Origin of the sequence: Nonomuraea jiangxiensis (assembly GCF_900099965.1) — a bacterium.
In the GTDB taxonomy this organism is placed as follows: Bacteria; Actinomycetota; Actinomycetes; order Streptosporangiales; family Streptosporangiaceae; genus Nonomuraea; species Nonomuraea jiangxiensis.
Genome location: NZ_FNDJ01000016.1, coordinates 127,008 through 152,490 on the forward strand (window position 1 = coordinate 127,008; position 25,483 = coordinate 152,490).

The 25,483-nt window shown below is 72.2% G+C and carries 18 protein-coding genes; 10 read left to right on the forward strand and 8 right to left on the reverse strand.

Translation table 11 applies throughout. From position 1 onward, the window contains the following. Positions 1-189: 189 nt before the first annotated feature. On the forward strand, positions 190-852 hold the full coding sequence (locus tag BLS95_RS32435; protein WP_143043949.1) for an inclusion body family protein: 663 nt from the start codon (positions 190-192) through the stop codon (positions 850-852). On the opposite strand, the gene BLS95_RS32440 is transcribed toward BLS95_RS32435, so the two are convergent. After that, on the reverse strand, positions 836-1,480 hold the full coding sequence (locus BLS95_RS32440) for a class I SAM-dependent methyltransferase (RefSeq protein WP_245765419.1): 645 nt from the start codon (positions 1,478-1,480) through the stop codon (positions 836-838). The genes BLS95_RS32435 and BLS95_RS32440 overlap by 17 nt on opposite strands. Positions 1,481-1,616: 136 nt before the next feature. Here BLS95_RS32440 and BLS95_RS32445 point away from each other — a divergent pair, with 136 nt between their 5' ends. Both BLS95_RS32445 and BLS95_RS32450 read left to right on the forward strand, forming a co-directional pair. Next, positions 1,617-2,894 (forward strand): sensor histidine kinase, encoded by a 1,278-nt coding sequence (locus tag BLS95_RS32445; protein ID WP_090940142.1) that lies wholly within the window; start codon positions 1,617-1,619, stop codon positions 2,892-2,894. After that, a complete protein-coding gene (locus tag BLS95_RS32450) occupies positions 2,867-3,526 on the forward strand; it encodes a response regulator transcription factor (RefSeq protein WP_090940145.1) in 660 nt (219 codons plus the stop codon). Before BLS95_RS32445 ends, BLS95_RS32450 begins: the two co-directional genes overlap by 28 nt. 361 nt (positions 3,527-3,887) lie before the next feature. Here BLS95_RS32450 and BLS95_RS32455 read toward each other — a convergent pair whose 3' ends face one another. Then, a complete protein-coding gene (locus BLS95_RS32455; RefSeq protein ID WP_090940147.1) occupies positions 3,888-4,769 on the reverse strand; it encodes an SDR family oxidoreductase in 882 nt (293 codons plus the stop codon). A 112-nt stretch (positions 4,770-4,881) separates the two neighbouring features. Here BLS95_RS32455 and BLS95_RS32460 point away from each other — a divergent pair, with 112 nt between their 5' ends. From BLS95_RS32460 to BLS95_RS32475, 4 genes are all read left to right on the forward strand, one after another. Continuing rightward, a complete protein-coding gene (locus BLS95_RS32460; protein ID WP_090940150.1) occupies positions 4,882-5,301 on the forward strand; it encodes a winged helix-turn-helix transcriptional regulator in 420 nt (139 codons plus the stop codon). Positions 5,302-5,417: 116 nt separating this feature from the next. Beyond that, entirely contained in the window at positions 5,418-6,674 is a 1,257-nt protein-coding gene (locus BLS95_RS32465; protein ID WP_143043950.1) for a lipase/acyltransferase domain-containing protein, read from the forward strand. 146 nt (positions 6,675-6,820) lie between these two features. Further along, the gene (locus BLS95_RS32470) at positions 6,821-11,074 is read left to right on the forward strand and encodes a WD40 repeat domain-containing protein (protein ID WP_090940155.1); all 4,254 of its coding nucleotides are present in this window, start codon (positions 6,821-6,823) and stop codon (positions 11,072-11,074) included. Between the two features lie 87 nt (positions 11,075-11,161). Further along, entirely contained in the window at positions 11,162-12,418 is a 1,257-nt protein-coding gene (locus BLS95_RS32475; RefSeq protein ID WP_176993496.1) for a DUF5685 family protein, read from the forward strand. 82 nt (positions 12,419-12,500) lie between these two features. Here BLS95_RS32475 and BLS95_RS59170 read toward each other — a convergent pair whose 3' ends face one another. The 4 genes from BLS95_RS59170 to BLS95_RS32490 form a co-directional block, all read right to left on the reverse strand. After that, positions 12,501-12,626, reverse strand: coding sequence for a hypothetical protein (locus BLS95_RS59170; RefSeq protein WP_281250053.1), 126 nt, complete (start codon positions 12,624-12,626; stop codon positions 12,501-12,503). A 101-nt stretch (positions 12,627-12,727) separates the two neighbouring features. Continuing rightward, complete coding sequence (locus BLS95_RS32480) at positions 12,728-17,059, reverse strand: HAD-IC family P-type ATPase (RefSeq protein WP_090940161.1); 4,332 nt, start codon at positions 17,057-17,059, stop codon at positions 12,728-12,730. A gap of 81 nt (positions 17,060-17,140) precedes the next feature. Beyond that, positions 17,141-18,139 carry a hypothetical protein gene (locus tag BLS95_RS32485; RefSeq protein ID WP_090940164.1) on the reverse strand — a complete coding sequence of 333 codons (999 nt, stop codon included), beginning with the start codon at positions 18,137-18,139 and terminating at the stop codon, positions 17,141-17,143. A 220-nt stretch (positions 18,140-18,359) separates the two neighbouring features. Further along, positions 18,360-19,985, reverse strand: a complete 1,626-nt coding sequence (locus tag BLS95_RS32490; protein ID WP_090940166.1) for an amidase family protein — start codon at positions 19,983-19,985, stop codon at positions 18,360-18,362. Positions 19,986-20,408: 423 nt separating this feature from the next. On the opposite strand from BLS95_RS32490, the gene BLS95_RS32495 reads away from it, so the two are divergent. After that, entirely contained in the window at positions 20,409-21,647 is a 1,239-nt protein-coding gene (locus BLS95_RS32495) for a PP2C family protein-serine/threonine phosphatase (protein WP_090940169.1), read from the forward strand. A 17-nt stretch (positions 21,648-21,664) separates the two neighbouring features. On the opposite strand, the gene BLS95_RS32500 is transcribed toward BLS95_RS32495, so the two are convergent. Continuing rightward, on the reverse strand, positions 21,665-22,867 hold the full coding sequence (locus tag BLS95_RS32500; protein WP_090940172.1) for a site-2 protease family protein: 1,203 nt from the start codon (positions 22,865-22,867) through the stop codon (positions 21,665-21,667). Between the two features lie 213 nt (positions 22,868-23,080). Between BLS95_RS32500 and BLS95_RS32505 the strand changes: the two genes are divergently transcribed. Together BLS95_RS32505 and BLS95_RS32510 are read left to right on the forward strand one after the other, a co-directional pair. Beyond that, complete coding sequence (locus BLS95_RS32505) at positions 23,081-23,590, forward strand: hypothetical protein (protein WP_090940176.1); 510 nt, start codon at positions 23,081-23,083, stop codon at positions 23,588-23,590. Positions 23,591-23,709: 119 nt separating this feature from the next. After that, the gene (locus tag BLS95_RS32510) at positions 23,710-25,002 is read left to right on the forward strand and encodes an ArsB/NhaD family transporter (protein ID WP_090940179.1); all 1,293 of its coding nucleotides are present in this window, start codon (positions 23,710-23,712) and stop codon (positions 25,000-25,002) included. On the opposite strand, the gene BLS95_RS32515 is transcribed toward BLS95_RS32510, so the two are convergent. After that, positions 24,995-25,453, reverse strand: coding sequence for a nuclear transport factor 2 family protein (locus tag BLS95_RS32515; RefSeq protein ID WP_090940183.1), 459 nt, complete (start codon positions 25,451-25,453; stop codon positions 24,995-24,997). The two genes, BLS95_RS32510 and BLS95_RS32515, sit on opposite strands and share 8 nt — an antisense overlap. Between the last annotated feature and the right edge of the window lie 30 nt (positions 25,454-25,483).

A 25,483-nucleotide genomic window follows, 5' to 3' on the forward strand; every position in this document is an offset into this window, starting at 1 on the left:
CTGTGTACCAGCTGTGAGTATCGAACCCACCATGCGCCGTCCTGACCACCCCGGTGATGCACCTCTGTCCTGTTCGCCATATCTGCCCCGGGGAAAGGGGCGCGCCCTCCTGGTCCCAGGGACTGATTCCGGCTGCTCATCGCGTCAATGCCAGGCGTTACGGTGCTATTTGGGTGACATTCTGCGGTCTTGACAGCACTTACGGCGAACATCATGGTGGAGGCGTTCGCCCCTCAGCCTTCGACCCCGCGCATCAACGCGCGGCACCGATCGACCGCATTGACGGCTGAGTTGTGGTTGCGGGTTCCACGTTCTGTTCTCGTCGGACACGACAGGGAGAATTTCTGCATGTCGGAATTCATTAACGTTCTCATCGCCATCGACGCCGAAACCATTGTCGGAGAATTCGGCAGGAACACCGATCCGAACGGGCCGACGTCGATCCCCGACAGCAGCAACCTGATCTACATGACCACCCGGCAGAACCAGCTCGGGAGCACCCCGGGCAGCGAGTTGACGATCAACGCCTCACCCATGGACATCATCAGGTGGCGTGAGACGACACTATCCCTGAACTCCGAGTACACCGGCATCCTCTACAGGTTCAACACCCTGGCAGGGCAGGATCTGATCAGCACCCCCGTACCGCGGTCGGTGATGCTCAGCGAGCCGCAGCCGAACAGTCAGGACCCGCTGAATCCCACCATCCAGAAAATCAGCAGTTATTACTGGGAGTGCGAGGTCCTGGACACGGGGACGGTCACCTACAACTTCAGTTTCATGATTCTCAACCACAAGGGCGAGAAGCAGGGTTACTACTGCTGGGACCCCTTCATCAACATTCAGCCCTGAGCACCGGCCTCCGGCACACGTACGTCATCCCGGGCGGAATGTTCCGCCAGACCGGCCCGGTGGTCAGGACCTCCTCGAAGGCGGACCGGAGCCGCCGCCGGAAGGCCCTGGCCATCGGGAGGGGCAGGGCGTGCAGGTAGGTCACCGTGGTGAAAGCGGCCCCGGGGGCGAGCACGCTGCCGATCTCGTGGAGGATCCGCGACTGGCGGGAGGCTGGGAACAGAGACCATGGAAGCGTGCTGACCACCGCGTCGACCTGGGTCACGCCGGCCGCCGCCAGCAGGGCTCCCAGCTCCGCCGCGTCGCCATGGATCACCTCCAGCCACGGCTTGGCGCGCCGCAGGTGGGCGACCATCGAGGGCTCGACCTCGATCGCGAGTTGCCGCGAGCCGGGCGCCAGCCCGCGGCGGATGGCCTCGCTGATCGATCCCGTACCCGGGCCGAGCTCCACCACCAGCGGGGTTCCGGAGGACGGCACCACCGCCGTGAGTGCCCGTGCCAGCGACGGCGAACTCGGTGCCACGGCGCCCACCACCCCCTGCTTGCGCATGGCGACCGCCACAAAGGCTCGCAGGTCGGAGGGCCTGTCGTCGTCTGTTCCCGGTCGCAAAGTCACTGTCTCGTTCACGAGACCCAATGACATCGCCGGCGGCGTTCGGGGCGCAGTGACCGAGGACCTACTCTTCGGGGTAGGGCTGGATATACCTCGCAAGTAGGGCGGCGCCCATCGGAAGCATGCTCTCTGACCTCGTATTCTTTGCCGCGTGCGACCACGACAGTCATGGCAGGCGCTCACGCGGAGAGACCTGATCCTCTCCTCCCTGCCATGGCGCGCGATGGCCTACCTCGTCACGGGCGTGGGCGTCGGCGCGATCGTGCTGGTGGTGTTCCTGGGGTTCTTGTTCACCGGTGCGGTGATGACGCTGCTACTGGTCGGCATCCCCATGGTGGTGGCGCTGGGGCTCGGCGGGGTTCCGGTGGCCGCGCTGGAGCGGAAGCGCCTGCGGATCATCGACGGGGCGCCGGCCGGCACTCCCCATCGCGTTCCCGGCCAGCCCGGCCTGCGCGCGTGGCTGGAGCTGCGTTACAAGGAGCAGGCCACCTGGAGGGAGCTGGCCTACACCGGGCTCCTGATCATGGTGCTGTGGCCGATCGAGCTCGCCATCGTGGTGTACGGCCTGGTGGTGCCCATCGCGATGATCTGCACGCCGCTCGCCCTGAGCGAGGCCGACGTGATCAACGTGCTCAAGGTGTGGCACGTCGAGACCTATCCCAAGGCGTTCTTCGTGGCGGCCGTGGGAGTCGTCACGCTGGTCCTCGCCGTCTACCCCCTGACAGCGCTCGCGATGGCCCACGCCACGCTGGCCCGGTTTCTCCTCACGCCCCGAGATGACGAGCCGGGCGAGCGGCTGGCCGAGCTCACCCGTTCCCGTACCCGTCTGGTGGAGGCGTTCGAAGCCGAGCGGCGGCGCATCGAGCGTGATCTGCACGACGGGGCCCAGCAGCGGCTCGTGTCGTTGACGATGATGCTCGGGCTGGCGAAGATGTCGCGCGGTGAGGAGGCCACCGAGCTCGTCGACGAGGCGCACAGGCAGGCGAAGCTCGCGCTGGCCGAGATCCGCGACCTGATCGGGGGCATCCATCCGCGCATCCTCACCGACCGCGGGCTGCCCACCGCCCTGGCGGAGGTCGCCGACCGTTCTCCGGTCCCCGTGGAGGTCTCCGTCGACTTCTCCGAACGCCTGCCGGCGCCCGTCGAGTCGGTCGCCTACTTCGTCGTCTGCGAGGCGCTGGCCAATGTCGCCAAGCACAGCAAGGCCCGGCATGCCACGGTCGAGGGGCGGTTCGAGGACGGGATGCTCGCCGTGGAGATCCGGGACGACGGCGTGGGCGGCGCCGACGCCTCGGCCGGGACGGGACTGGCCGGCCTGGCCGATCGCGTCTCGGTGGTCGACGGCAAGCTGATGCTGTCCAGCCCCGCCGGCGGTCCGACCCTGCTACGTGTGGAGATCCCTTGCGCGTCGAACGCCCCCTCAAGATAGTCATCGCCGAGGACGGCGTACTCCTGCGTGAGGGGCTTTCCGGGCTGCTGGCCCGGTTCGGTCACACGGTGGCCGCGTCCGTCGGGGACGCCGGTGCCCTGGTCGCGGCCGTCGCCGAGCACCGGCCCGACATCGTCGTGACGGATGTGCGGATGCCTCCGGATTTCGCCGAGGAGGGATTGCGCGCCGCCGTCGCGCTGCGCACGGCCGACCCGCGCCTCGCCATCCTGGTGCTCAGCCAGTACGTCGAGCAGGCCTACGCCTCCGAACTCCTCGACTCCGGCGACGGCACCGGAGTCGGCTACCTGCTCAAGGACCGCATCGGCGACGTCGAGGAGTTCTTCGACGCGCTGCACACCATCGCGGCGGGAGGCACCGTCGTGGACCCGGAAGTGGTCAGGCGACTGCTGCGGCGCCGCCGCGACCCGCTCGAACGCCTCAGCCCGAGGGAACGAGAGGTGCTCGCCCTCATGGCCGAAGGGCGCTCGAACAACGCGATCGCCCGGGCGCTCGTCGTATCCGAGGCCGCCGTCGGCAAGCACATCGGCAACATCCTCGTCAAGCTGGACCTGCCCCCCGACGAGGACGACCACCGCCGCGTCCTCGCGGTCGTCACCTACCTACGCGGCTGACGCCGGTGTCGTCAGCTCTGCACGGCTCGCGTCAACGACCTCGGCCTTCCCGGCCTGTCCGGCGAGCCTTCCGCGACCTCCGACGCCCTCATCGAGGGCTTCACGACCCTGGCCCACCGCGCTCACCAGGCCGGCCTGAGGATCCTCGCCGCCACCATCGGCCCCTTCGCGGGCGCCGCCCCCCCGGGGATCAGTACTCCTGAGGGCCTCGCCGTCCGCCGCCAGGTGAACGACTGGATCCGTGCCACCGGCAGCTTCGACGTGGCCCGGGCCGTCGAGAATCCCGAGGACCCCGCCTGACCCGGTGGACGCGGGGCGGCTCGGGACGCCGGACTCGCGGCGGGCCGTGGACGCGGGCGGCTCAGGATGCCGGACTCGCCAGGGCCGTCGCGATCGTGGCGGCGATCGGCGTCGTCGGGCGGCCGATGAGCCGCGACAGCTCCCCCGGCGTGCCCGCCAGCGCGCCCCGGCTGATGGCCTCGTCCACGTCGACGAGCGCGTCGGCGTAGGCACCGGGGAGGCCGGAGGCGGTGAGCAGTGCCCTGCGCTCGGCGGTGGTGACGGAGGTGTGGACCACCTTCTTGCCGCTCTGCCGTGACACCTCCGCGGCGAACTCATCGAACGTCCACGCGGTGTCGCCGCTCAGCTCGTACGCCCTGTTCAGGTGCCCGTCCTGACTCATGACGACCGCCGCGGCGGCGGCGTAGTCCCGGCGCGGAGCCGTGGCGATGCGGCTGCCGGCGGCGACGTTGGTGACGATGGCCCCGCGTTCCAGCGTTCCGGCGAAATCGCTGAGGTCCCCCGCGTACGCCTCCGAGTACCAGTTGTTGCGCAGGAAGGTATGGGGCAGACCGGAGTCGAGGATCAGCTCTTCGGTGCCGCGGTGGTCAGCGGCGATCAGGAAGTCGGCCTCCGGCCCGCCGAACACGCCGACGTACGCCAGCTGCGCGACGTCCGCCTTCCGCGCCGCGTCGATGACCCCCTCGTGCTGCGCCACCCGCCTGCCGAGCTCGATGCCCGGGATCAGCAGCACCCGGTCCCCTGGCCGGAACGCCCCCGCGAACGTCTCCGGCCGGTCATAGTCGCCGAGATGCAGGCGAACCCCCTTGGCCACCAGGTCGGCGGCCTTGTCCTCGGCGCGAGCGACGGCCGTGATCTCGTCCGCGGGTACGCCGGCGGCGAGCAGGTCCGCGATGACGATACGGCCGAACCGTCCGGTGGCCGCGGTGATGACGATGCCCATCAGAGGTGCTTCCCGTCCCTTGAGTGAATCGGCGCAGGTCCCGCGCCCGAGGCTCACCATAGGACCGGTACAGTGCAATCAGGAAGTACCCACTTTCAGGTAAGGTACTGATATGGCAGTAAGGGAAAGGCCCGAGTCCGGAGAGCACGCGCCGCACGGGCTCCGTGCGGCGCCGGCCGACGTCAACCGGACGGACTGCCCCTCGCGCGTGGTGCTCGACCATGTCACCAGCCGCTGGGCCGTGCTGGTCCTGGCCGCGCTGCTGGAGCGCTCCTACCGCTTCAGCGAGTTGCGCCGCCACGTCGGCGGGGTGAGCGAGAAGATGCTCGCGCAGACCCTGCAGACCCTGGAGCGCGACGGCTTCGTCTACCGCGACGCCAAGCCCGTCATCCCACCCCGGGTGGACTACTCGCTGACGCCCATCGGCCACGAGGTGGCCGAGCAGGTGTGGACGCTGACCCGCTGGGTCGAGGACAAGCTGGACCACGTCTTCACCGCCCGCGAGACCTACGACGTGGCCCGCCGGCGCTGACCCCACCCGCCCCCGGCCCGATCTTCCTCTCCGACACGACGCTGACCTGCGAGTATTGCGTAGTGTGATCGTGTAACGATCCTTATCGAGCACAAATGCTGCGAGGGGGATCTGCGATGTTCGACGGTGGCTGGATTCAGAGTGTGCTGGCGGCGGCGCTGCTGCCGCTGGGATTGGGCGCGGGGCCGGCCGCGGTGCCTCCGGCGCGGGGGAAACCGCCGGTCGTGCTGTTCCCCGCCTTCCACTTCACCAAGCTCCAGGCGACCGTAATCGACCAGACGACGTCGCCCGGATGCCCGCGGTCGGGCACGTTCCAGGACTGGTTCCGCAACGACCGGCCGAGCAGGTTCAGCCAGGTGTGCCAGGACCTGCTGCTCACCCTGCGCTACCGCGACGACCCGGCGCTGCCGATGCCCGAGCGCTTCTCCGAGCAGCCCGGCGTCACCGTACGGATCATCGACTACGGCAGCACCAGCAGCGCGCCCTACTACGAGGAGATGTACCGCAGGCTGGAGGCGGACGGATACATACGCGACCACGACATCCGGGTCGCCGGCTACGACGCCCGGCTCACCCCCGACATGGGCGGCTTCCTCCAGCGCACCCGCCGCCTCATCGAGGAGACCTACCACGCCAACGGCGACCAGCCGGTACACCTCGTCGGTCACTCCAACGGGCCGCTCTACGCCCAATACCTGCTCACCCACACCAGCCAGGCATGGCGTGACAGGTTCATCCACGGCTTCACCCCGATCGCGGGCAACATGCCGGGGCAGGGCCTGATGTACCAGTTGATGTTCACCGGGCAGAACGTCCAGGACTTCGGCTACCCCACCACCGTGGAGAACGCGCAAAGCAGCGCGCGCATGTACCAGAGCGCCCCCTCGACCTACATGAGCGCCGCCGACCCGGAGATCTTCGACAGCCGCGAGGTCGTCATCAGCGACTCCTCGACGGGCCGCTCCTACACCCCGCGCGACTACCCGCGCCTGTTCACCGACGCCGGACTGCGCACCGCCCGGAGCATCGCCGACTACTACATCGGCTTCGTCCGGTTCGCCGACCCGAAGTGGTTCCCGAACGTGGACGTCTACGCAGAGAGGGGCTCCGGCCTGCCGACGGTCGTCGGGGCCAGGATGCCGGACCTGACCACCGGCCAGCTCGCCGACCCCGGCGACTTCCTGTATCGCATGGGTGACGGCAACCAGGAGGACACCACCAACACCGCCATCGTGGCCTGGCGGGCGATGCGCTGCCACCACTTCAGCCTGACCGACAACCCGGGCGTGAACCACGGCTCGTTGCCCAACGACCCCGCCCTGCTCGACCGCCTGGTCGACAACCTGAGCCGGCCGCGCAGCCACTGCTCCTAGCCAGGTGGCCGGTTCGCGGGCCTGAGCCCGGCGGGCGTCTCGACGAGCCCTGGCGACCCGGCCTCCACAGCCTCCTCGCTCTGCTATTTCTGTAACGGTCATGACGCGAAGCGTGACCGGAGCGCACTGCAGTGAGGATTCCCCCCTTGGCCGAGGACACCGAGCAGGATGACGGCGGCCTGCGTGCGGCCGCGCGGGCCGGCGTCGCGGCGGTGGTCACCCGGTCGGCGCCGCTGGCCCCGCCGGCGCTGCTGGCCGTCCTGTCGGCCGGGGCGCTGGTCCCGATGGCCCTGGCCGCGCTCGCCGGAACGGCCGTGCCCGTGGCCGAGCTCGTCGGCGGGGTGGGCGCGAACGTGCTCAGCACCGTCCTGACGGACGCCGTGGCGGCGCTGCGCAGGCGCACCTCCACCGTGACGCCGGAGGAGGCCGAGGACGAGCTGCGGCATCGGCTGGCCGCACGGCTGGACGCCGAGGCCGCCGGCGCCGGGGAGCTGCGCGGGGAGATCGCCGCGCTGCTGCGCGAGGTCGGAGCCGGGCAGGTCGCGCTCAAGGTGGCCGTCGAGAGCGGCGACCGCGACCTGCAGAGCTCCGTCGTCGCCGCGTTCGCAGAGCTCGGGGAGCGCTACGCGGAGACCGCCTGCCTGCTGGAGGGCCTGGAGCAGGCCGCCCTGGAGATCCAGCGGAGCCTGCACCGCCAGGACGCCGAGCACCGCCACGACCGTGACCTGCTGCGCCACCAGCTCGACCAGCTCGCGCTGATCCGCTCCGACGTGGCGGCGTTGCGGCAGCCGGACCGGGCGCCCGGTGGCGGGCCGCTCTGGGCGGGCGGCAGCCCGTACCGGGGGTTGTGGCCGTTCGAGACCGACCACGCGCCGATCTTCTACGGCCGCGAGCGGGAGACCGTCCGGCTGCTGCGCACCGTTGCCGAGCGCCTGGACGGGCCCGCCCTGGTCGTCGTCACCGGCGCCTCGGGAGCCGGCAAGTCATCCCTGGTACGGGCCGGGCTGCTGCCCGCCCTCGCCCGCGGCGCACTGGCCGAACCCGGCTCGGCCCGCTGGCCGCACCTGGTGCTCACCCCGACCCGCGACCCGCTGACGGAGCTGGCCACGCAGCTCGCCGCCCGCGCCCGCCTGGACGCGCTGACCGTGCGCCGCTTCCTGGCCGATCGGCCCGACCAGGCGCACCTGCTCATCCGGCAGATCCTGCTGTCCTGCGACGGCGCGGAACGGCTGGTCGTCGTGGTCGACCAGTTCGAGGAGCTCTACTCGCTGGCCCCGGACGAGCCGGGGAGCGCGGCGTTCCTGCAAGCCCTGGCCGCGGCGGCCACCGGCCCACCCGGCGCCGCACGGCCGCCCGCCCTGGTCGTGGTCACCGTACGCGGTGACTTCGTCGACCGGTGCGCCGCCGACGCGGCACTGGCCGAGGCACTGCAGGACGGGCAGTTCGTGGTCGGGCCGATGCGGCCGGCCGAGCTGATGTCCGCGATCGCCGGCCCGGCCGCGGCGGCGGGGGTCGCGCTGGAGGCCGGCCTGGCCGACGTCGTCCTGAAGGAGCTGGGCCCCCAGCCGGGTGCCGGGGTGCTGCCGCTGCTGTCCCAGGCGATGCTGGCCACCTGGGACAACCGCCAGGAAGGCCGGTTGACCGTACGCGGCTACGAGCGGGGCGGCGGCGTCGCCCACGCCGTACGCACCAGCGCGGAAGCCGCCTACGACGCCCTCACCCCGCACCACCAGGACCTGGCCCGGCGCCTGTTCCTGCGGATGACCGCGATCTCCCCCACCGGCCACCCGTTCCGCCGCCCACTCCGGCACGACGAACTCGCCGCCCCGGTCCAGCACGACACCCCGGTCGCGCAGGGCGAACACGGCACCCCGGTCCGGCACGACGAGCTCGGTGGGCGGGAGGAGCGGGCCGACGTGGCGGCGGTGCTGGAGTCGTTCGCGGCGCGGCGGCTCGTGGTGCTCGGTGAGGACACCGCCGAGATCGCCCACGACTGCCTGCTGCTGGCCTGGCCCCGGCTGCGCGGCTGGCTCGGCCAGGACGAGGCCGATCACGCGATGCGGAGTCAACTGCTGGCCGACGCCGAGCACTGGGACCGGCACGGCCGCGACCGTTCGTTCCTCTACCGCGGCGCCCGCCTGACCGCCGCCCAGCAGGCCCGCGCCCGCTGGAGGGCCGCGCCGGACCGCTTCCCGGCGCTGGAGCGCGCCGGCGAGGACTTCCTGCGGGCGGGCGAGGAGGCCACCGCCCTGCGGGCACGGGCGGCGGCGCGGCGCCGGGGATGGGCTCGGGCGGCGGTGTCGGGGCTGGTCGTGCTGTCGGTGGTGGCCGTGGTGGCGGCCGTGGCGGCGGTGCGGTCGGCCGGGACGGCCGAGACCCGGCGGCGGGAGGCGTTGTCCCGGCAGGTGGCGGCGCAGAGCGTGGCGCTGACGGGCATGGGCGTGGTGCTCCCGGGGCTGCTGGCCGTCGCCGCCCACCAGATCAGCCCCACCCCAGAAGCCCGCCACGCGATGCTCAACGTCCTGGCGCAGCCGGTCAAACGGGTGCTGCGCACGGGCGCGGGCATTCGCGCGCTGCTGAGCGCCAACGGCCGGACCCTGGTCGTGCTGGACGCCGATGGCATGGCACGGCGCTGGGATATCCGTGCCGGGCGGCAGGCCACCCGCGCCTTCGCCACCCACCCAGGAGGGGCCGGCAGCGCGGCGCTCAGCTCCGACGGCCGCACCCTCGCCATCATGGGAGCGGACCGGGCCGTGCGGCTGCACGACCCGGCGACCGGCCGGCGGCTCCGCCCGCCCTTCGCCCGCCACAGGTACGGCGTCCGGAACATGGCCCTCAGCCCAGACGGCAGGCTGCTGGCGACGACGGACTCGCGACACGCCGTCCGGGTGTGGAACGTCACCACCGGCAGGCAGGTCGTCGGCCCGCTCACCAGCTCCCCGTTCTCGGCCGACACGCTGGCCCTGGCACCGGGTGGCAAGATCCTCGCCGCCGGCGGTGACAACCTGCCCGGTTCGACCTGGGACCTGCCGAGCGGGCGGCGACGACAGCTCATGAACTGGCAGTATCCGATGCCGGCGCTCGCCTTCCGCGCCGACGGCGTCCTGCTCGCCACCGGCGGTATGGACCACACCGTCCGGCTCTGGAACCCGGTCACCCACCGTCAGGTCGGCGGCCCTCTCATCGGGCACCTGGGCCCCGTCCGCGTGGCGGCCTTCAGCCCAGACGGCACCATGCTGGCCACCAGCGGGGAGGACAGGACCGTGCGCCTGTGGGACGTCAGGCGGAGAATCCAGCTCGTGGCGCTCCCGAGCCCCGCCCAGCAGCTGGCCTTCAGCTCCACAGGCGGCACGCTCGTCTCCGTCGACCAGCGGGACGTCTCCCTGTGGGACGTGGCCGGCCTGACCCGCTCCGTCATCACCAACGTGAACGACGCCTCGTACACGGCCTTCAGCCCGGACGGCACCCTCCTGGCCGTTGCCGACCCGCTGGTGGAGGACGCCCACGTCAACCTGATCGACCTCCGTACCCGCCGCCGGGTGGGCGCGCCCCTGCCCCACAGGACGCTCATCACCGGCCTGGCGTTCGACGGCGGGATCCTGGTGGTCGGTACGAGCGACGGAACCGTGCACCGCTGGGAGCCCGGCACGCGACGGCGGGCCACCACGCGCCTGCCTGCTCCCGAAAGAGCGGGAACCGCCATGCCCAGGGCGACCATCAGCCCGGACGGCAAGATCGCCGCCATCCCGCGGGGCGGCAGGATGAGCCTCTACGCCGTCGATTCCGGCCAGCAGGCCGGTCCGCCGCTGCCCGGAGACATCGGCAGGATCCGGAGCGCGGAATTCAGCGCCGACGGCGGAGTCCTGGTGGCCACCGGCGACAAGGGGGACGGGTGGGTGTGGGACGTCCGCCATCGCCGGCTGATCGGCGGCCGGCTCCACCTGCCCGGCCTCGTCCGTGGCATCGACCCCACCGGCACGACTCTGGTCGTCTCCGACGAGAGCTACGCCGTCCACCTGTTCGACCTCGCCGGCCGCCTGCGGACCGGCGTGCCCTTCACCGGCCACACCGGGTGGGTGACCGCCGCCGCCTTCAGCCCCGACGGGAAGATCCTGGTGACGGGTGCTCACAACGGCGAGGTCCGGGTATGGGACGTGGCCACGCACCGGCAGCTCGGCTCCGCCCGCAACATCGGCGGCTCCGTCTTCACCGTGGGGTTCGCCCCTGGCGGCAGGAGCTTCGCCGTCGGCGGGATGGACCGGACCGTACGCCTCTGGAACGCCCGCGAGCCCTCCGACCCCGTGGCCGAGTTGTGCGCGCTCGCCGGCCGGTCGCTCACCCGGGAGGAGTGGGCACAGTCCGTCCCGGGTGAGCCGTACCGGACGGTGTGCCCGTCTTGAAACAGCCTGGCCGGACGCCGCGACCGGTCTGTGCCGGCCGAAGTGATGTTGCTACGGTTGCCCCGGCACATCCAGATGAGGGGGCATATGTTTGGCATCGTCCGCCCCTGCCGGCACGTGATGTGCCAGGGGCTCTACGCGGACTGGATGAGCCATCTGTGCGGGCTCTGCCTGGCGCTCCGCGACGAGCACGGACATCTGTCCCGCCTGGTGACCAACTATGACGGCCTGCTCGTGTCCGTCCTCACCGAGGCCCAGTCGCCCGCGTCCGCACCGCGCCGGCGGGCGGGCGCGTGCGCGCTGCGCGGCTTCAGGGGCGCGGACGTGGTGCAGGCCGCGGGGGTCCGGCTGGCGGCCTCCGTCTCACTGCTCCTGGCGGCGGGCAAGATACGCGATCACGTGGCCGACGGGGACGGCCCGTACGCCCGGCGCCCGGTGGCCGCCGGTGCCGCCCGGCTGGCGGAGCGCTGGTCCTCGGCCGGCACCGCCACGGCCGCCACGCTGGGCTTCGACCCCACCCCGCTGACGGCGGCGGCCGACCGCCAGGCGTCACTGGAACGCCCTTCGGCCCGGGCACTGGCGGCGCCGCCCGGGTTACGCGAGCTGACCGGGCCCACCGAGGACGCCGTGGCCGCCGCGTTCGCGCACACCGCCGTACTGGCGGGCAAGCCGCACAACCGGCAGGCCCTGGAGGCGGCCGGGCGCGGGTTCGGCAGGCTGGCGCATCTGATCGACGCGGTGGAGGACCTGGCCGAGGACCGGGCATCCGGGGCGTACAACCCGCTCGTCGCCACCGGCACCGGCCTGGACGAAGCGCGCGGCCACTGCGAAGCGGCGCACGCCGAGCTGCGTGCCGCCGTGGACGGGCTGGACCTGGCGCGACCCGCCCTGACGCGCGCCCTGCTGGTACGCGAGACCGGCAGCGCCATCTCCCGCGCCTTCACCACCGCGACACCCGGCACCCACCACCGACCGCAACCCAGGCGACCCGCAGGTCAGGGACAGGGACCCGGATGGCCCTCAGGCCAGGGGCCCGAGCATGGGCCCGCGGATCCCGGTGCGCCGCCGGCGGGGCCGCCAGAGGGGCCGCCGCCGAGGCGGAATCCCGGCGGCCTGCTGTCGCCGGTGTGCGCCGCGCTGACCTGCTGCACGTGCGGCCTGTACCGGGCCCCGTGGGACGAGGAACGCGAAAGCTCGTGCTGCAGGCGCTGCGAGTGCACCGAGCGCTGCGAGGACTGCGCAGGCTGCTGCGACGGCTGCGGAGAGTGCGCCGACTGCTGCTCCTGCTGCTCGAATGCGAACAGCTGCTGCGACTGCGACGGTTGCTGCTGCGACTGCAACTGATCGCCAAGACCGCGCCCCGACTACCGCCGGAGCACGTGTGGGCCGGCACGAAGCCGGCCGGGCCGAAGCGTCCCGGCCCCGGTTATGCGAGCCGGAGTCCCGCGGGCCGGAGGATCGACGCTGCCAGGCTCTGGACGAGGCGCGTGATCAACGCTTCGAGGAGGATGAGGGCGGCCTTCGCAAGCAACGAGGCCAGGAACTCGGTCAACTCTCTACCTCTTCGTAGGAAACTACACTTAGAGGCATAATCCGGCATAAAGATGTATAAATGGGCATGATCGATGTATCGAAATGGTGAACAAATGGTGACTAGTCCGCATCGGACCGCTCGATCATGCCCGCCACCACGACCGCGGCACCGGCGCTGCCCAGGCCGATCCCCCAGCCGATCGGGCCGACCGGCCGGCAGCCGAAGAGCTGGCTGACGCCCGGCGTCGTGATGATGGCCACCAGCACGCCGAGGGAGGACAGCGCGGCCAGCGCCACCATCCGATCACGCCCTCCGAGCGCCAGGGTCTGCAGCAACTGGGCCGACACCAGCCCGATCAGCCCGACGGTGTCCGCCCGGCCACGGGTGCCGGTCATCCGCGCCAGCAGCCACGCCGCCGTCGCCGCGGCGGCGGTGATGACGGCACGCAGGTAGATGTCGCGGGTCAGGGCGGCGCCCAGCGACGCCTCCGGCCCTTCGGAGAGCAGCCGCTCGGGGCTGGCGGCGCTGGGCGGCCGGATGGCCACCGCCATCGCCGGCAGCATGTCGGTGAGCAGGTTGACCAGCAGCAACTGGCGGGCGTTCAGGGCGCTGCGGCCGGTGAGCAGGCTGGATCCGAGCGTGAACGCGATCTCCCCGACGTTGCCGCCGAGCAGGATGCCCAGCGCGTCGCGGACGGAGGCCCACATGCCCCGGCCCTCGACGATCGCGTCGATGATCGTCTCGATCCGGTCGTCCACTACGACGATGTCCGCGGCGGCGCGGGTGGCGGGGGCGGCGTGCGAGCCGATGGCCACGCCCACGTCGGCGAGCCGGATCGCGGGCACGTCGTTGGCGCCGTCACCGGTGACGGCCACGACCGCGCCCGTCTTGCGGAGGCAGGTGACGATCCGCGCCTTGTGCTCGGGCGTCACCCGGGCGAACACCGCCACCTTCGCCAGCGTCTCGGTCAGCGAGTCCTCGTCGAGCAGCTCCAGCTCGGGGCCGGTCATCACGTGCATGCCGTTCAGGGCGCCGATCTCCGCCGCGATGGCCTCCGCGGTGCTGGGATGGTCGCCGGTGATCATCACGACCCGGACGCCGGCCCGCATGAGCTGCTCCACGCTCCGCTTGGCGGTCGGCCGTACCGGATCCGCCAGGCCGATGAACCCGCGGAAGCACAGGCTCTCGATGCGGGACTCGTCGAGGTCGGCGCGGCTGGACGCGGGCCGCTCGGCGACGGCCAGCACGCGGTAGCCCTGCAGGGCGAGGCGCTCCACCTCCTGCTCCAGCTCCTGCCTGATCCGGTCGTCCATCGGGACGGTCTGCCCGTCCCGCCGGACGCTCGTGGAGGAGGTGAGCACGATCTCGGGGGCGCCCTTGACGCTCAGCATCTGCCCGGTCTCGCACCGGCCGAGCACGGCGTGGTAGCCGCGGCCCGGTTCGAAGGGCAGCTCGTCCACCCGCTGCCACTTCTCCAGGCCGTCACCCGGCGTGATGCCGAGCTTCTCGGCGCCACGCACGATGGCCCGGTCCGTGGGATGCGGAATCGCGCGCCCGCCCTCGAACCGCGGCCCCGCCCGCAGCGCCGCGGCCACGATCATCCGCATCTCGGGCGAGGCCTTGTCCACCGCCTGCTCGACCCAGCCGTCCGAGACCCGGCCCAGGCTGATGCGGCCCTCCGTGAGGGTGCCTGTCTTGTCGAAGCAGAGCACGTCCACCCGGCCCAGGGCCTCGATCGTGGACGGGTTGCGTACCAGTGTGTTGTGCACCGACAGCCGCTTGGCCGAGGCCAGCTCGGCCACCGTGGCGACGAACGGCAGCCCTTCCGGCACCGCCGCCACCGTCATGCTCACCGCCGGGGCGAGCGCCTGCGACAGCGGTGAGCCGCGGAACAGCTCCACGGCCATCAGGACCACACCGGAGCCCAGCGCGGCCGGCAGGATCTTCCGGCTCAGCGCGCGCAGCCGCAGCTCCACCCCGCTCGGCGGCGGCTCGTGCCGGGTCAGCCTGGCGGTCCTGCCCGCCTCGGTCGCCTCGCCCGTGGCCACCACCACGGCGAGCCCGTGCCCGGCCGCGACGGTCGTCCCCTCGTAGACCATCGAGACGCGATCGGCGATGGCGGGCGCCGCGGTCGGCCTGGCGGTCTTGGACACGAGTTGCGACTCGCCGGTGAGCGTGGACTCGTCGATCTCCAGCCCGGCGGCCTGGATCAGCCGCCCGTCGGCCGGTACGGCGTCGCCGGCCCTGAGCTCGATCACGTCCCCCACCACCAGGTCCTCGGCATGGCCCGGTACGCCGCCGGTGGGGCGGCGCAGCCGTACCTTGACGGCGGTGGTCTCGGTGAGGCGGTGCAGCGCCCGGCCCGCGCCGCGCCGCTGGGCGCCACCGAGCAGGGCGTCCACCACGATCACGCCGCCGATCAGCACGGAGTCGAGCACCGAGCCGAACGCGGCCGACAGTCCCGCCCCACCGGCCAGGACCGGCGTCAGCGGGTTGGCGAGCTCCTGCACGGACGCGCCGATCAGCGACTGCGGCCCGCCCCTCGCCGGTCGGGGCACGGTCGCCCTGCGGCGCGCCGCCTCCTCCTCGGTCAACCCGGTCCGGGTGGTACGGAGCCTGTCCAGCACGTCCTGGGCCGCCATCGCGTGCCACGGCGTGGCGTCGGCGCGGACCGGCGGCCCCTCGCGCCCCACTCTCCTGCCCGTCCACTCCCCGACCAGCAGGGCGGCCAGCGTCGTGCAGTCGCGCACCATCTGGGCCCGCCGGACCGCGGTCGGGACCGGGCCGAGGAGCGCCAGCGTGGTCCCGGCGACCGCGCCGGCGGCCGCCACGCCCACCCCCCGCACGCTCGCCTTCCTGGCCGCGGCCAGGAAGCACAGCAGTTGATAAACGCCGTCGAGCTCGCCCATCACGTCGGCGTCCCACGGGACCTGCCGGCCTCCGTCGAGCACGCCGATGCCGAGGTCGGCCTGGCACAACCCGCGCCGCCCGCGCCGCGACACCACGGCCACGCCGTGGCCCTCGGACTGCAGCGCCCGTACCGACGAGACCAGCCGGGCCCCGCCCTCGACCCGGTCCGTGCCCAGCCGCCGGGCCAGGCCGGGCTCCCCGCCGGCCAGCACCACCTGGCACGTCCGTTTCGCCGCCGCGACCAGGGCCTCGGCGAGCGGGTGCAGCTCGCGGGCCAGGGCGACCAGGGCGACCGGGGTTCCGTCCCGCGCCACCGCGACCGCCCGGATCCCCTGCTCGCGCCACTGTTCGGGCACGTCGTCATGCGGCGCCACGCTCCAGCCGTCCCTCTTGCGGCGGGTTGCCGGGTCGGTGAGGTCGACGAGCGCGTACAGCCGGGCGTGCAGCTCGTCCGCGTCCAGATCGGGGACGAGCGGCTGCACGGCGTCGATCGTCCACATACCGGTGGTGAGCACCGGGGCGTCCAGGACGACGGTGTCGATGCGGTCCATACGGCACAAAGCGATGCGGTTGAACACGATCGTGCCGTGCTTGGCGAGGAAGCGGGTGGCGGCGCTGGCGTAGGCGTTCCTGCCGAGGTTGGCGGCCTTGGGCACGCCGGAGATCAGGACGGACAGGCCGCGCTGGTGGCTGCGGCTGAGGATCGTGGTGAGGCCGTCGGCGGCCACCGCGGCCCCGCTGGCCGCGTCGGCGTACCGCTCCACGGGCCCGCGCGGCAGCGGGGCGGGGCGCACCGGCTCGGCGGACCGGACATGCCGGTAGGCGCCCTCCTCGGCCGCGAACTCCTCCTCGCGCCGCTCCCAGGCCCGGCGCCCGGCGCGCGTGTCGATGTAGCGGCCGGTCGCGGCGACGGAGTCGACCAACAGCGACAGGGGCCGCATGGCCAGCGTGTTCGAGACGATCCTGCTGGTCGCCACCATCGCTTCCACGACGGGCCGGCCGAGCCGCTCCTCCAGCTCCCTGCGGATGCGCGGGGTGTGCTCGACCAGCGCGAGGACGTTGGGCACCGCCGGGGGCAACCTCGGGACCCGGGTCACCGCACCGGCCGCGGCCAGCAGGGTGCCCGCGAGGTGCAGGCCGAGGCTGGCGCCGGCGCGAGCCTGCTGCTCGACGCCGTCCAGCAGGGTGGGCCCCGGCGCCTGGCCGGGACCCACGTCGAGCTCCTCGATGATGGCCAGCAACTTGTCCAGCTCAACCTGGACCTCCGCGGCCTCCTCGCCGGCGGCCGGGCCTTCCTCGTGCCTCACGAACACGCAGCCGAGCGCCCCGTTCACCTCGGCACGCGGCACCCCGACCGCGCGCAACCGCTCCTCCAGGGCGCGGGCGGGCCCCTCGGTCCGTGGCCCGCCGATGTTCCGCAGCTCGATGCGGACCCCACCAGGGCACCGCTGAACCCGGCGCGAGCGCGGGAGGAGGCTCCTCACAGGTTCGGGGAGCATGTTGTGGAGCGTGTCGACGGCTAGAAAGCCGAGCAACGCCATGGGTCCTCCCGCCTTGGGGCGTCTGGCTCACCCGCGTGCGGCGGGACTCTTGCGTGTCCTGGTCGTACTGGTTGTGTGGTGTCAGCTCTCGGCAGCCGACGTCATGGCGGCCCGGGCCGGCGCGGTGGTCTTACGGCCGCTGCCGACACGAGACGTCGTAGCCGTCCTGCGACCGGTGGTCCCGGACGCCGCAGCCGTCTTACGACGCGTCGTACCGGAAGCCGCGGTGGTCTTGCGACCGCTGCCCGCACGGGACGTCGTGGCCTTGGAGCCGGTGGCACGGGCCGTCGCGGTGGTCTTGCGACTGCCGTTCGCGGCCGCGCTGGTCCTGGTCCGGCTGGTGCCGGTGGCCTTCTCACGCGTCGTCGTCGCGGCGCTCTTCGCGCGGCTCGCGGCGTCCGTGGCCTTGGCGCGGGTCGTGGACGCGGCGCTCTTGGCGCGGCTCGTGGCACCGGTGGCTTTCGCGCGCGTCGTCGTTCCCGCGGCCTTGGCGCCGGTCGTTCCCGCGGCCTTGGCCCGGCTCGTCGTGCCGGCGGGCTTGCGGGCGCCGGCGGCGCCTCCGGTCGCGGCGGGCTTGCGCCGCGCGGCGGTGCCGGCCGTCGTGGGCTTGCGCCGCGCGGCCGGCTTGCCCGGCTCGACCTCCTTGGCCGGGCCGGCGGCGGTCGGACGCGGCCTGCCCGCGGCCTGCTCCTGGCGCTTGCGCCGCTGCGCGATGACGGTGCCCGCGCCGATGGCGGCCGCGACGGGCCACTCCACGACCCCGAAGACCGCCAGCGCGCCGAGCGCGCCGTAGTAGGCGATCCGCTCGGGCGGCGGCAGGAACGTACGCGCCACGTCTACGTAGTGGCCGACCTCCTGCCTGCTGACATGCGGCATCTCGACACGCGGCATGTGAACCCGCGGCATGTTGACCCGCGGCATGGAAACCCGGGGCATCGAGACGTTCGGCATCTCGACGCGCGGCATCCGCATGTCGGGCCGCCGCAGCTCGATCTTGAGCATTGGCAGGTCCAGCGTGATCCGCTTGGGCACCTTACCGTCGGACGCGGCAGTGCGTCCGCGCGGCTGGGTGACGGCCATGATCCCTCCCTCTGTACGAGGAAATCCTTGGTTGTCACCCTTTCCATCACTCGTCCCGTTATTCCGGACAGTAAGTATTTGATGATTTTGCCGTCCCTATACCCGCCTCTCCGAACGGGTCACAGCTCCGCGCAGGCACCGGGATTCCCCGGCCCCGCAGGCGCCGGCACGGTGTGCGTGGCCCGCCGCGCCGTCCGGGAAGCGGCGCGGCGGGCGGCGGTCAGGGTGCGCAGCTCCGCTGCCACTTGCCCGGCCGCACGCACCGGAACAGGGAGGGGTTGGTCACGGACGGCGGGCGCCACTCCTGCGCGGCCTGCTCGTAGGCGTAGGCGTAGGACAGCAGCCTGGCCTCGGTGTAGGCGGTGCCGAGGAAGGTCATGCCGAACGGCCGCCCGTTCGCGGGGTCGTACCCGATCGGCACGGCGACGGACGGGTACTGGGCGCGGGCGCCGATCCCGGCCGAGCCGCTGCCGGTGAACAGGATCGCGTCGAGGTCCTCGGCGGCCAGCGCCGCGTCGATGCGCTGGCGGGCGCCGGCGATACCGTTGTCGCGGTCGGCCTCGTAGGCCGCCTTGGTGGCCGGGTCGTCGACGTCGATCGCGTTCGATTCCTCCAGCAGGGTCTGGCCGAACTTGATCGTGCCCTCGGCGGCGTGCGCGGTGTTGTACCTGACCACGTCGTCCAGGGTCTTCATCGGGGCGTTGCGGGGCAGGCGGGCGAGGTAGGCGTTCAGGTCGCGCTTGAACTCGTAGTTCAGGATGCCCGGCGGCAGGCCGCCGGTGCTGACGGTGACGGGGACGACCGTGGCGCCCTGGGCGCGCAGCACGTCGAGGGCCCGGTTGAAGGCGACCGCCTGGTTGCCGCTCGGAGTGCTGGCCACGCCGACGCGCACGCCCTTGAGCGCGTCCTTCGACAGCGCCGCCGTGTAGTCGGTGCCGGCGACGTCCTTGCTCGTCTCCGTCGCGGGGTCCTCGGGGTCGACGCCGGTCAAGGCGGTCAGCAGCGCGGCGGCGTCGTACACCGAGCGGGTCATCGGGCCGGCGGTGTCCTGCGAGGCGGCGATCGGCACCACGCCCGTCCTGCTGACCAGGCCGACGGTCGGCTTCACGCCGACGAGGGAGTTGGCCACGGACGGGCTGAGGATCGAGCCCGAGGTCTCGGTGCCGATGGTCACCGCCGCCAGCCCGGCCGCGGCCGCCGCGCCCGAGCCCGAGCTGGACCCGCTCGGGGTCTGGCTGACGTCGTACGGGTTCAGCACCTGCCCGCCGAGGCCGCTGTAGCCGGAGGGCATGCCGTTGGTGGTGAAGTTCGCGAACTCGGTCAGGTTGGTCTTGCCCAGGATGACGGCGCCGGCCGCGCGCAGCCGCTTGACGAGGAAGGCGTCGTCAGTGGGGTAGGAGTCGGCCAGCGCGAGCGCGCCCGCGGTGGTGGGCAGCCGCCGTACGTCGATGTTGTCCTTGACCAGCACGGGGATGCCGTGCAGCGGGCCGCGTACCTTGCCTCTCTTGCGGTCCCGGTCGGCCTGCCTGGCCTCCTCCACCGCGTTGTCGTTGAGCACCCGCACGGCGTTCAGGCCGGGGCCGTCGGAGTTGAGCGCGCGGATGCGCTCGATGTAGTCGTTGGTGAGCTCCTCGGAGGTGATTTTCCGGGCGCTCATCGCCTGCTGGAGCTGCGCCACGGTGGCGGTTTCGAGATCGATGCGGATTCCGGTGCGGTCGGCCGCGGCCTGTTCGGGCGCGACCGGCGCGACGACGCCCAGCGCGGCGGCCGTGGCGAGCGCCACCAGGCCCACGGTGGTGCGGGAGCCCAGACGGCGCTGTACGGATAAGACACGAGAACGTTCCATGGGGTGCATGCAGGTCCTTCCGAGGTGTCTCGTCTCGGCCGAATTCGGCACGAGTGACACACGATGATCACGCAGAAGGATGCAGCGCGTAAGTTATGCCGATATTTCCTCGCAGTTACTATCACCTCCCCATCTGGGCACACCGGCAGTCGGCGGGACGTCCCGGACACGGGCGGAACCCCGAGCCCATCGACCACGCCGGGCAGAGCGACAACGCCGGATCCCCCGCCACCCCGGCCCTCACCAGGCCACCCCCGGCGTGGGCGGGCGGCCTACGGGGGCGTCGTGGAGGGGCGGCGGGCACGGGGCTCCGACATACCCGACATCCCCATGGCGGTCTCTCCAGATCCCCATGAAAGCGGCGGATCATCGCTCATTGGGTATGAGCCCTCGCACAAGGACGATCGCGAGAAGGGCCTGCTGATGCGAAGCGAAGGCGAGCTGATGCTGGGCGGCCTGCTGCGTGCCAACCATCTGACGGTGCTGGAGCACCTGCCGGGTGTGATCGCGGAACACGCGAGCTCGGGCGGGTTCGCCGACCCGATGGTCTACGTGACCGACCTGCAGCAACAGCTCCTGATGCCGCTCCCGGGGCAGTCGGACCCGGCCGGCGAGCCGCTCCAGCCGCTCCGGATCGACGCCACGCTCGCCGGCCGCGCCTTCCGCGCCGTGGAGGTCGTGCGGGCCAGGCTCGTGCCCGGCTCCGCGGAGGACAGCCCGGAGCCCGGCCAGGGCGAGGCGCAGCGGTGGTGGGTGCCGCTGCTGGACGGCGCCGAGCGGGTCGGCGTGCTCGGGCTGACGGTGAGCGAGGGCGGGGAACTCGCCGAGTGGCGGGTCACGAAGCTGGCCTCGCTGGTCGCGATGCTGGTGATGGACAAGCGGCCGCAGAGCGACTCCTACGCCCGGCTGGTCCGCACCCGCCCAATGACCCTGTCGGCCGAGGTGCTGATGACGCTGCTGCCGCCGGGCACGTGCGCCAACGACGACGTGGTGATCAGCGCCGCGCTGGAACCCGCGTACGAGATCGGCGGCGACATCTTCGACTACGCCATCGACGGGGACCTGCTGCACCTGGCGATCTTCGATGCCATGGGCCACGACACCTCGGCCGCGTTGACCGCCACCGTCGCCGTGAGCGCGTGCCGCAACAACCGGCGCCAGGGAGCGGACCTGCCCACGACGGGCGAGGCCATCGACGCGGCCATCGCCGACCAGTTCGTCGGCCGGTTCGCCACCGGTGTGCTGGCCGACCTGAACCTGCGTACCGGCTGGCTGAGCTGGGTCAACCGGGGCCACCATCCCCCGCTGGTGCTGCGCGACGGCCGCTGGGTGGCCACCCTGAGCAGCGAGCCCGACCCGCCGATGGGCTTCCGGCTGAGCCCGGCCACCGGGCTGCTCGGCTACCAGTTGGAGCCGGGCGACCGGGTGCTGTTCTACACCGACGGGATCATCGAGGCGCAGAGCCCGGACGGGGAGCAGTTCGGGCTGGAGCGGTTCATCGACTTCATCATCCGCCACGAGGCCGACGGCCTGTCGGCCCCGGAGACGCTGCGCCGGCTGATCCAGGCGATCCTGAAGCACCAGAGCGGCCGGCTCCAGGACGACGCCACAGTGCTGCTGGTCGAGTGGCGCAGCACCCGGGAGCAGCGGCTCACCCTGTGAGGCGCCTGCGCATCGGCTCAGGCCGCGTCGCGGTGGTGGTCCTGGCCCTCCCGGTACGGTGGGGCGAGGTCCGCGCCGCGCAGCCCCGACACGTGGCCGCGCAGGTCGGCCGTCTGCACCGCGCGGCTGATGTCGCTGGGCGTGAGCAGCCCGATCAGGCGCCCCTCGGGGTCGAGCACGACGGCGCGGCCGTCGGCGGAGCCCTGCATCCTGGCCAGCAGGTCGGTCAGCGGCTCGTCAGGCCGCGCCTGCGGCACCTCGGCGGGCGGGCAGGCGATGTCGCGCACCCGGGTGACGTCACGCAGGGCGGGATCCACGTGGCGGACACGGTTGAGCGTCACCAGGCCGAGAAAGGAGCCGTCCTCCCCGGTCAGCGGGTAGGTGGACAGCCGCCGCCGCATCACCACCCGCTCGACGAGGTCTGCCACGGTCTCGTCCGGATGCGCGACCACGGGGTGCCGCGACATCACGTCACCGACCCGGACGCCGTGCAGGGCGCTGCCGAGCCGGGTGTGCTGTTCCTCGGCGCTGGCGGCGTTCACCAGGAAGAGGCCGATCAGGGCCAGCCACAGCCCGTCGAAGCTGCGCCCCGTGACCACCTGCACGAATCCCAGGGCGATGAGCATGTAGCCGAAGCCGCGACCGGCGCGGGCGGCGGCGATGGCGGCGCGGGCGCGGTCCCGCCAGCGCGCCCACAGGGCCGCGCGCAGCACCCGCCCGCCGTCCAGCGGCGCGGCCGGTATCAGGTTGAACACGGCGAGCAGCACGTTCACCCCCGCCAGGTACGCGAACATCCCGGCCAGCAACCCCGGCCCGAGCGTGGCCGAGGTCAGCAACGCCACCACCGCGAACACCGCCCCGGCCGCCAGGCTCGTCGCGGGACCCACCACGGCGATCCGGAAGTCGGCGCCGGGCGAGCGCGGCTCGCCCTGCAACTCCGCGACCCCGCCCAGCAGCCAGAGCGTGATCCGCGACACCCCGACGCCCTCCCGCCGGGCCATGATTGCGTGCGCCAGCTCGTGCGCGAGCAGCGACGCCATGAACAGCACCGCCGCCACCACGCCGGCCAGCAGGTAGACGACCCACGACCGGCCGGGGAAGACCAGCGGGAACCGGCCGAAGGCGAGCCCGAACACCAGGATCGCGACGATGACCACCACGCTGATGTTGAGCCCGACCTGGACTCCAGCGATGCGGCCCAAAGAGATGGATGAGCGCATCTCGCCTCCCACGCTGGGTCGATGCCCGCCCCCTACCCCCGCCGGGCCGCCCGTCACCAGTCTCAGCGGATTGACCGGATCATTCCTCCAGGCGTGGATCACCCTCCTGAGCTGCGACATCTCTTTCCGCCGATCCCGGGACCCCTCCCGCCGCCGCCCACTATGTTGGGGGCCGCTTCGTATCCGCCGCAGACGAGGAGCGCACGACTTCTCATGGCCGATCACGTCATCACCGTCCACTCCGCCGCCGGTTGCGGCGACTCCTTCGGCTGCGCCTGCGGCCTGCCCCTCGGCGACCGGGACGCCGCGGCCCGGCACGCCGCCCGCTCCGGCCTGTGCCCCGCCTGCCTGGGCTCGGGACAGGCCGCCCCTGGCCAGGACACCCCCGGCGACTGCGAAATCTGCGGCGGCTCGGGCAGCGCGGCGGCCAGGAACATCACGGTGCAGGCCCGGGTCACCGAGGACTTCGTGCGGAAGGTGGCCGCGCTGCTGCCCGAGGAGTTCGGGCTGGGCGAGGTGGTGGCGCTGCTGCGGCAGCACATGCCCAGGAGCGGCGGGATGGAGACCGTCCTGTCGGTGGCGGCGGGCATGATCCGCTATCTGGAGGTACAGGGCCACGTCGTGCTCTACTCGGCGCCCGATTTCGTGCCCGCTGAAGGGATTGAGCAGAACTACAGGGATCCAAGGTGGATCCGGATCACTCGCGAGCCTTACGGGTCTTGATACTTTATTGATGAGGTGTGCCGGGAAGTCTGGTCGGCGGTTCCGTCGCCGAGCCCGGAGGTCGCCCAGATGTTCCCTGACCGCCCCGCCCTCCTCCCCCGTGAGCGGCGGGTGGTCACATGACCGTCACGGCGTGGGTGGCGGTGGCCGTCTTCCTGCTCGCGTACACGCTGATCGCCACGGAGAAGGTGCACCGGGTCGCGGCCGCGCTCGGCGGGGCCGGGATCATGCTGCTGATCCACGCCACCGGCGCGGAGGCGGCGTTCTTCGGCGAACGTTCCGGGATCGACTGGAATGTGATCTTCCTGCTGCTCGGCATGATGATCATCGTCGGCGTGCTGAAGCAGACCGGGATCTTCGAATATCTGGCCATCTGGGCGGCCAAACGGGCCCGGGGCCGGCCGTTCCGGCTCATGGCGCTGCTCATCGTGATCACCGCCTGCGCCTCCGCGCTGCTGGACAACGTCACCACCGTGCTGCTGATCGCGCCCGTCACGTTCCTCGTGTGCGAGCGGCTGGCCGTGCCGGTGGCGCCGTTCCTGATCGCCGAGGCGCTGGCCTCCAACATCGGCGGCACCGCGACCCTGGTCGGCGACCCGCCCAACATCATCATCGCCAGCCGCGGCGGCCTGACCTTCAACGACTTCCTGGTGCACCTCGCGCCGCTGATCGTGGTGCTGGTGGTGGTGTTCGTGGCGCTGTGCCGGTGGCTGTTCCGCGGCTCCTTCCGGTACGACCCCGAGCGGGCCGCCGAGATCATGACCCTGAACGAGCGCGAGGCCATCGCCGACCGCCGCCTGCTGTGGCAGTCGCTCGCCGTGCTGGCCCTGGTGATCGTGGCCTTCGTACTGCATCCCGTGCTGCACTACGAGCCCTCGATCGTGGCGCTGTTGGGCGCCGGGGTGCTGGTGGCCGCCACCAACGTGACCACCGAGGAGGCACTCCGCGAGGTGGAGTGGCCGACCCTGGTGTTCTTCGCGGGCCTGTTCGTCATGGTCGGGGCGCTGGTGGAGACCGGGGTCATCGACCGGATCTCGCACGCCGCGGCCGAGGCCACCCACGGCCGGCTCGCCCTGACCACGATGGTGCTCCTGTGGGGCTCGGCGGTGCTGTCGGCCGTGGTGGACAACATCCCGTACGTCGCCACCATGAGCCCCATCGTCGCCGACCTCGTCCAGGCGGCCGGCGGCAACGAGCACGCCCAGGTGTTCTGGTGGGCCCTGGCCCTCGGCGCCGACCTGGGCGGCAACGCCACGGCCGTGGGAGCGGCGGCCAACGTCGTGATCATTGGCATCGCCGCCCGCAACGGCACCCCGATCAGCTTCTGGCAGTTCACCCGGTACGGGCTGGTCGTCACGCTCGTGACCGTGGCGATCTCGACGCCGTACCTGTGGCTGCGTTACCTCATCTGACGGGCAGCACGTCCACCCCCTGCTCGTGGTCGGCGCGCGGGCCGAAGATGCGCCGCTCGGACTCCGCGATGGGCACGTCGTTGATGCTCGCCTCCCTGCGCCGCATCAGCCCCGACTCGTCGAACTCCCACTGCTCGTTGCCGTAGCTGCGCCACCACTGCCCCGCGGCGTCGCGGCACTCGTACTGGAAACGCACCGCGATGCGGTCGCCCAGCACGCCCCACAGCTCCTTGCGCAGCGCGTAGTCCAGCTCCCTGTCCCACTTGCGGCGCAGGAAGGCCCGGATCTCGTCGCACCCGGTCAGGAACTCGTCGCGGTTGCGCCAGACCGAGTCCTCCGTGTACGCCTGCGCGACCCGGTCGGGGTCGCACGTGTTCCAGTCGTCCTCGGCGGCCTGCACCTTGATCCGTGCGGTCTCCTCGGTGAACGGCGGGACGGGCGGGCGTGACATGGTGCCTCCAGCAGCGGATGGTCGTTCTCC

What these genes read in the sequence shown, in the direction of transcription:
- BLS95_RS32495 (WP_090940169.1), top strand. Translation starts at nt 20,409, where the DNA reads ATGCGAAGCGAAGGCGAGCTGATGCTGGGCGGCCTGCTGCGTGCCAAC.
- BLS95_RS32510 (WP_090940179.1), top strand. Translation starts at nt 23,710, where the DNA reads ATGACCGTCACGGCGTGGGTGGCGGTGGCCGTCTTCCTGCTCGCGTAC.
- BLS95_RS32475 (WP_176993496.1), top strand. Translation starts at nt 11,162, where the DNA reads ATGTTTGGCATCGTCCGCCCCTGCCGGCACGTGATGTGCCAGGGGCTC.
- BLS95_RS32485 (WP_090940164.1), bottom strand. Translation starts at nt 18,139, where the DNA reads ATGGCCGTCACCCAGCCGCGCGGACGCACTGCCGCGTCCGACGGTAAG.
- BLS95_RS32480 (WP_090940161.1), bottom strand. Translation starts at nt 17,059, where the DNA reads ATGGCGTTGCTCGGCTTTCTAGCCGTCGACACGCTCCACAACATGCTC.
- BLS95_RS32515 (WP_090940183.1), bottom strand. Translation starts at nt 25,453, where the DNA reads ATGTCACGCCCGCCCGTCCCGCCGTTCACCGAGGAGACCGCACGGATC.
- BLS95_RS32490 (WP_090940166.1), bottom strand. Translation starts at nt 19,985, where the DNA reads ATGGAACGTTCTCGTGTCTTATCCGTACAGCGCCGTCTGGGCTCCCGC.
- BLS95_RS32455 (WP_090940147.1), bottom strand. Translation starts at nt 4,769, where the DNA reads ATGGGCATCGTCATCACCGCGGCCACCGGACGGTTCGGCCGTATCGTC.
- BLS95_RS32460 (WP_090940150.1), top strand. Translation starts at nt 4,882, where the DNA reads ATGGCAGTAAGGGAAAGGCCCGAGTCCGGAGAGCACGCGCCGCACGGG.
- BLS95_RS32465 (WP_143043950.1), top strand. Translation starts at nt 5,418, where the DNA reads ATGTTCGACGGTGGCTGGATTCAGAGTGTGCTGGCGGCGGCGCTGCTG.
- BLS95_RS32505 (WP_090940176.1), top strand. Translation starts at nt 23,081, where the DNA reads ATGGCCGATCACGTCATCACCGTCCACTCCGCCGCCGGTTGCGGCGAC.
- BLS95_RS32500 (WP_090940172.1), bottom strand. Translation starts at nt 22,867, where the DNA reads ATGCGCTCATCCATCTCTTTGGGCCGCATCGCTGGAGTCCAGGTCGGG.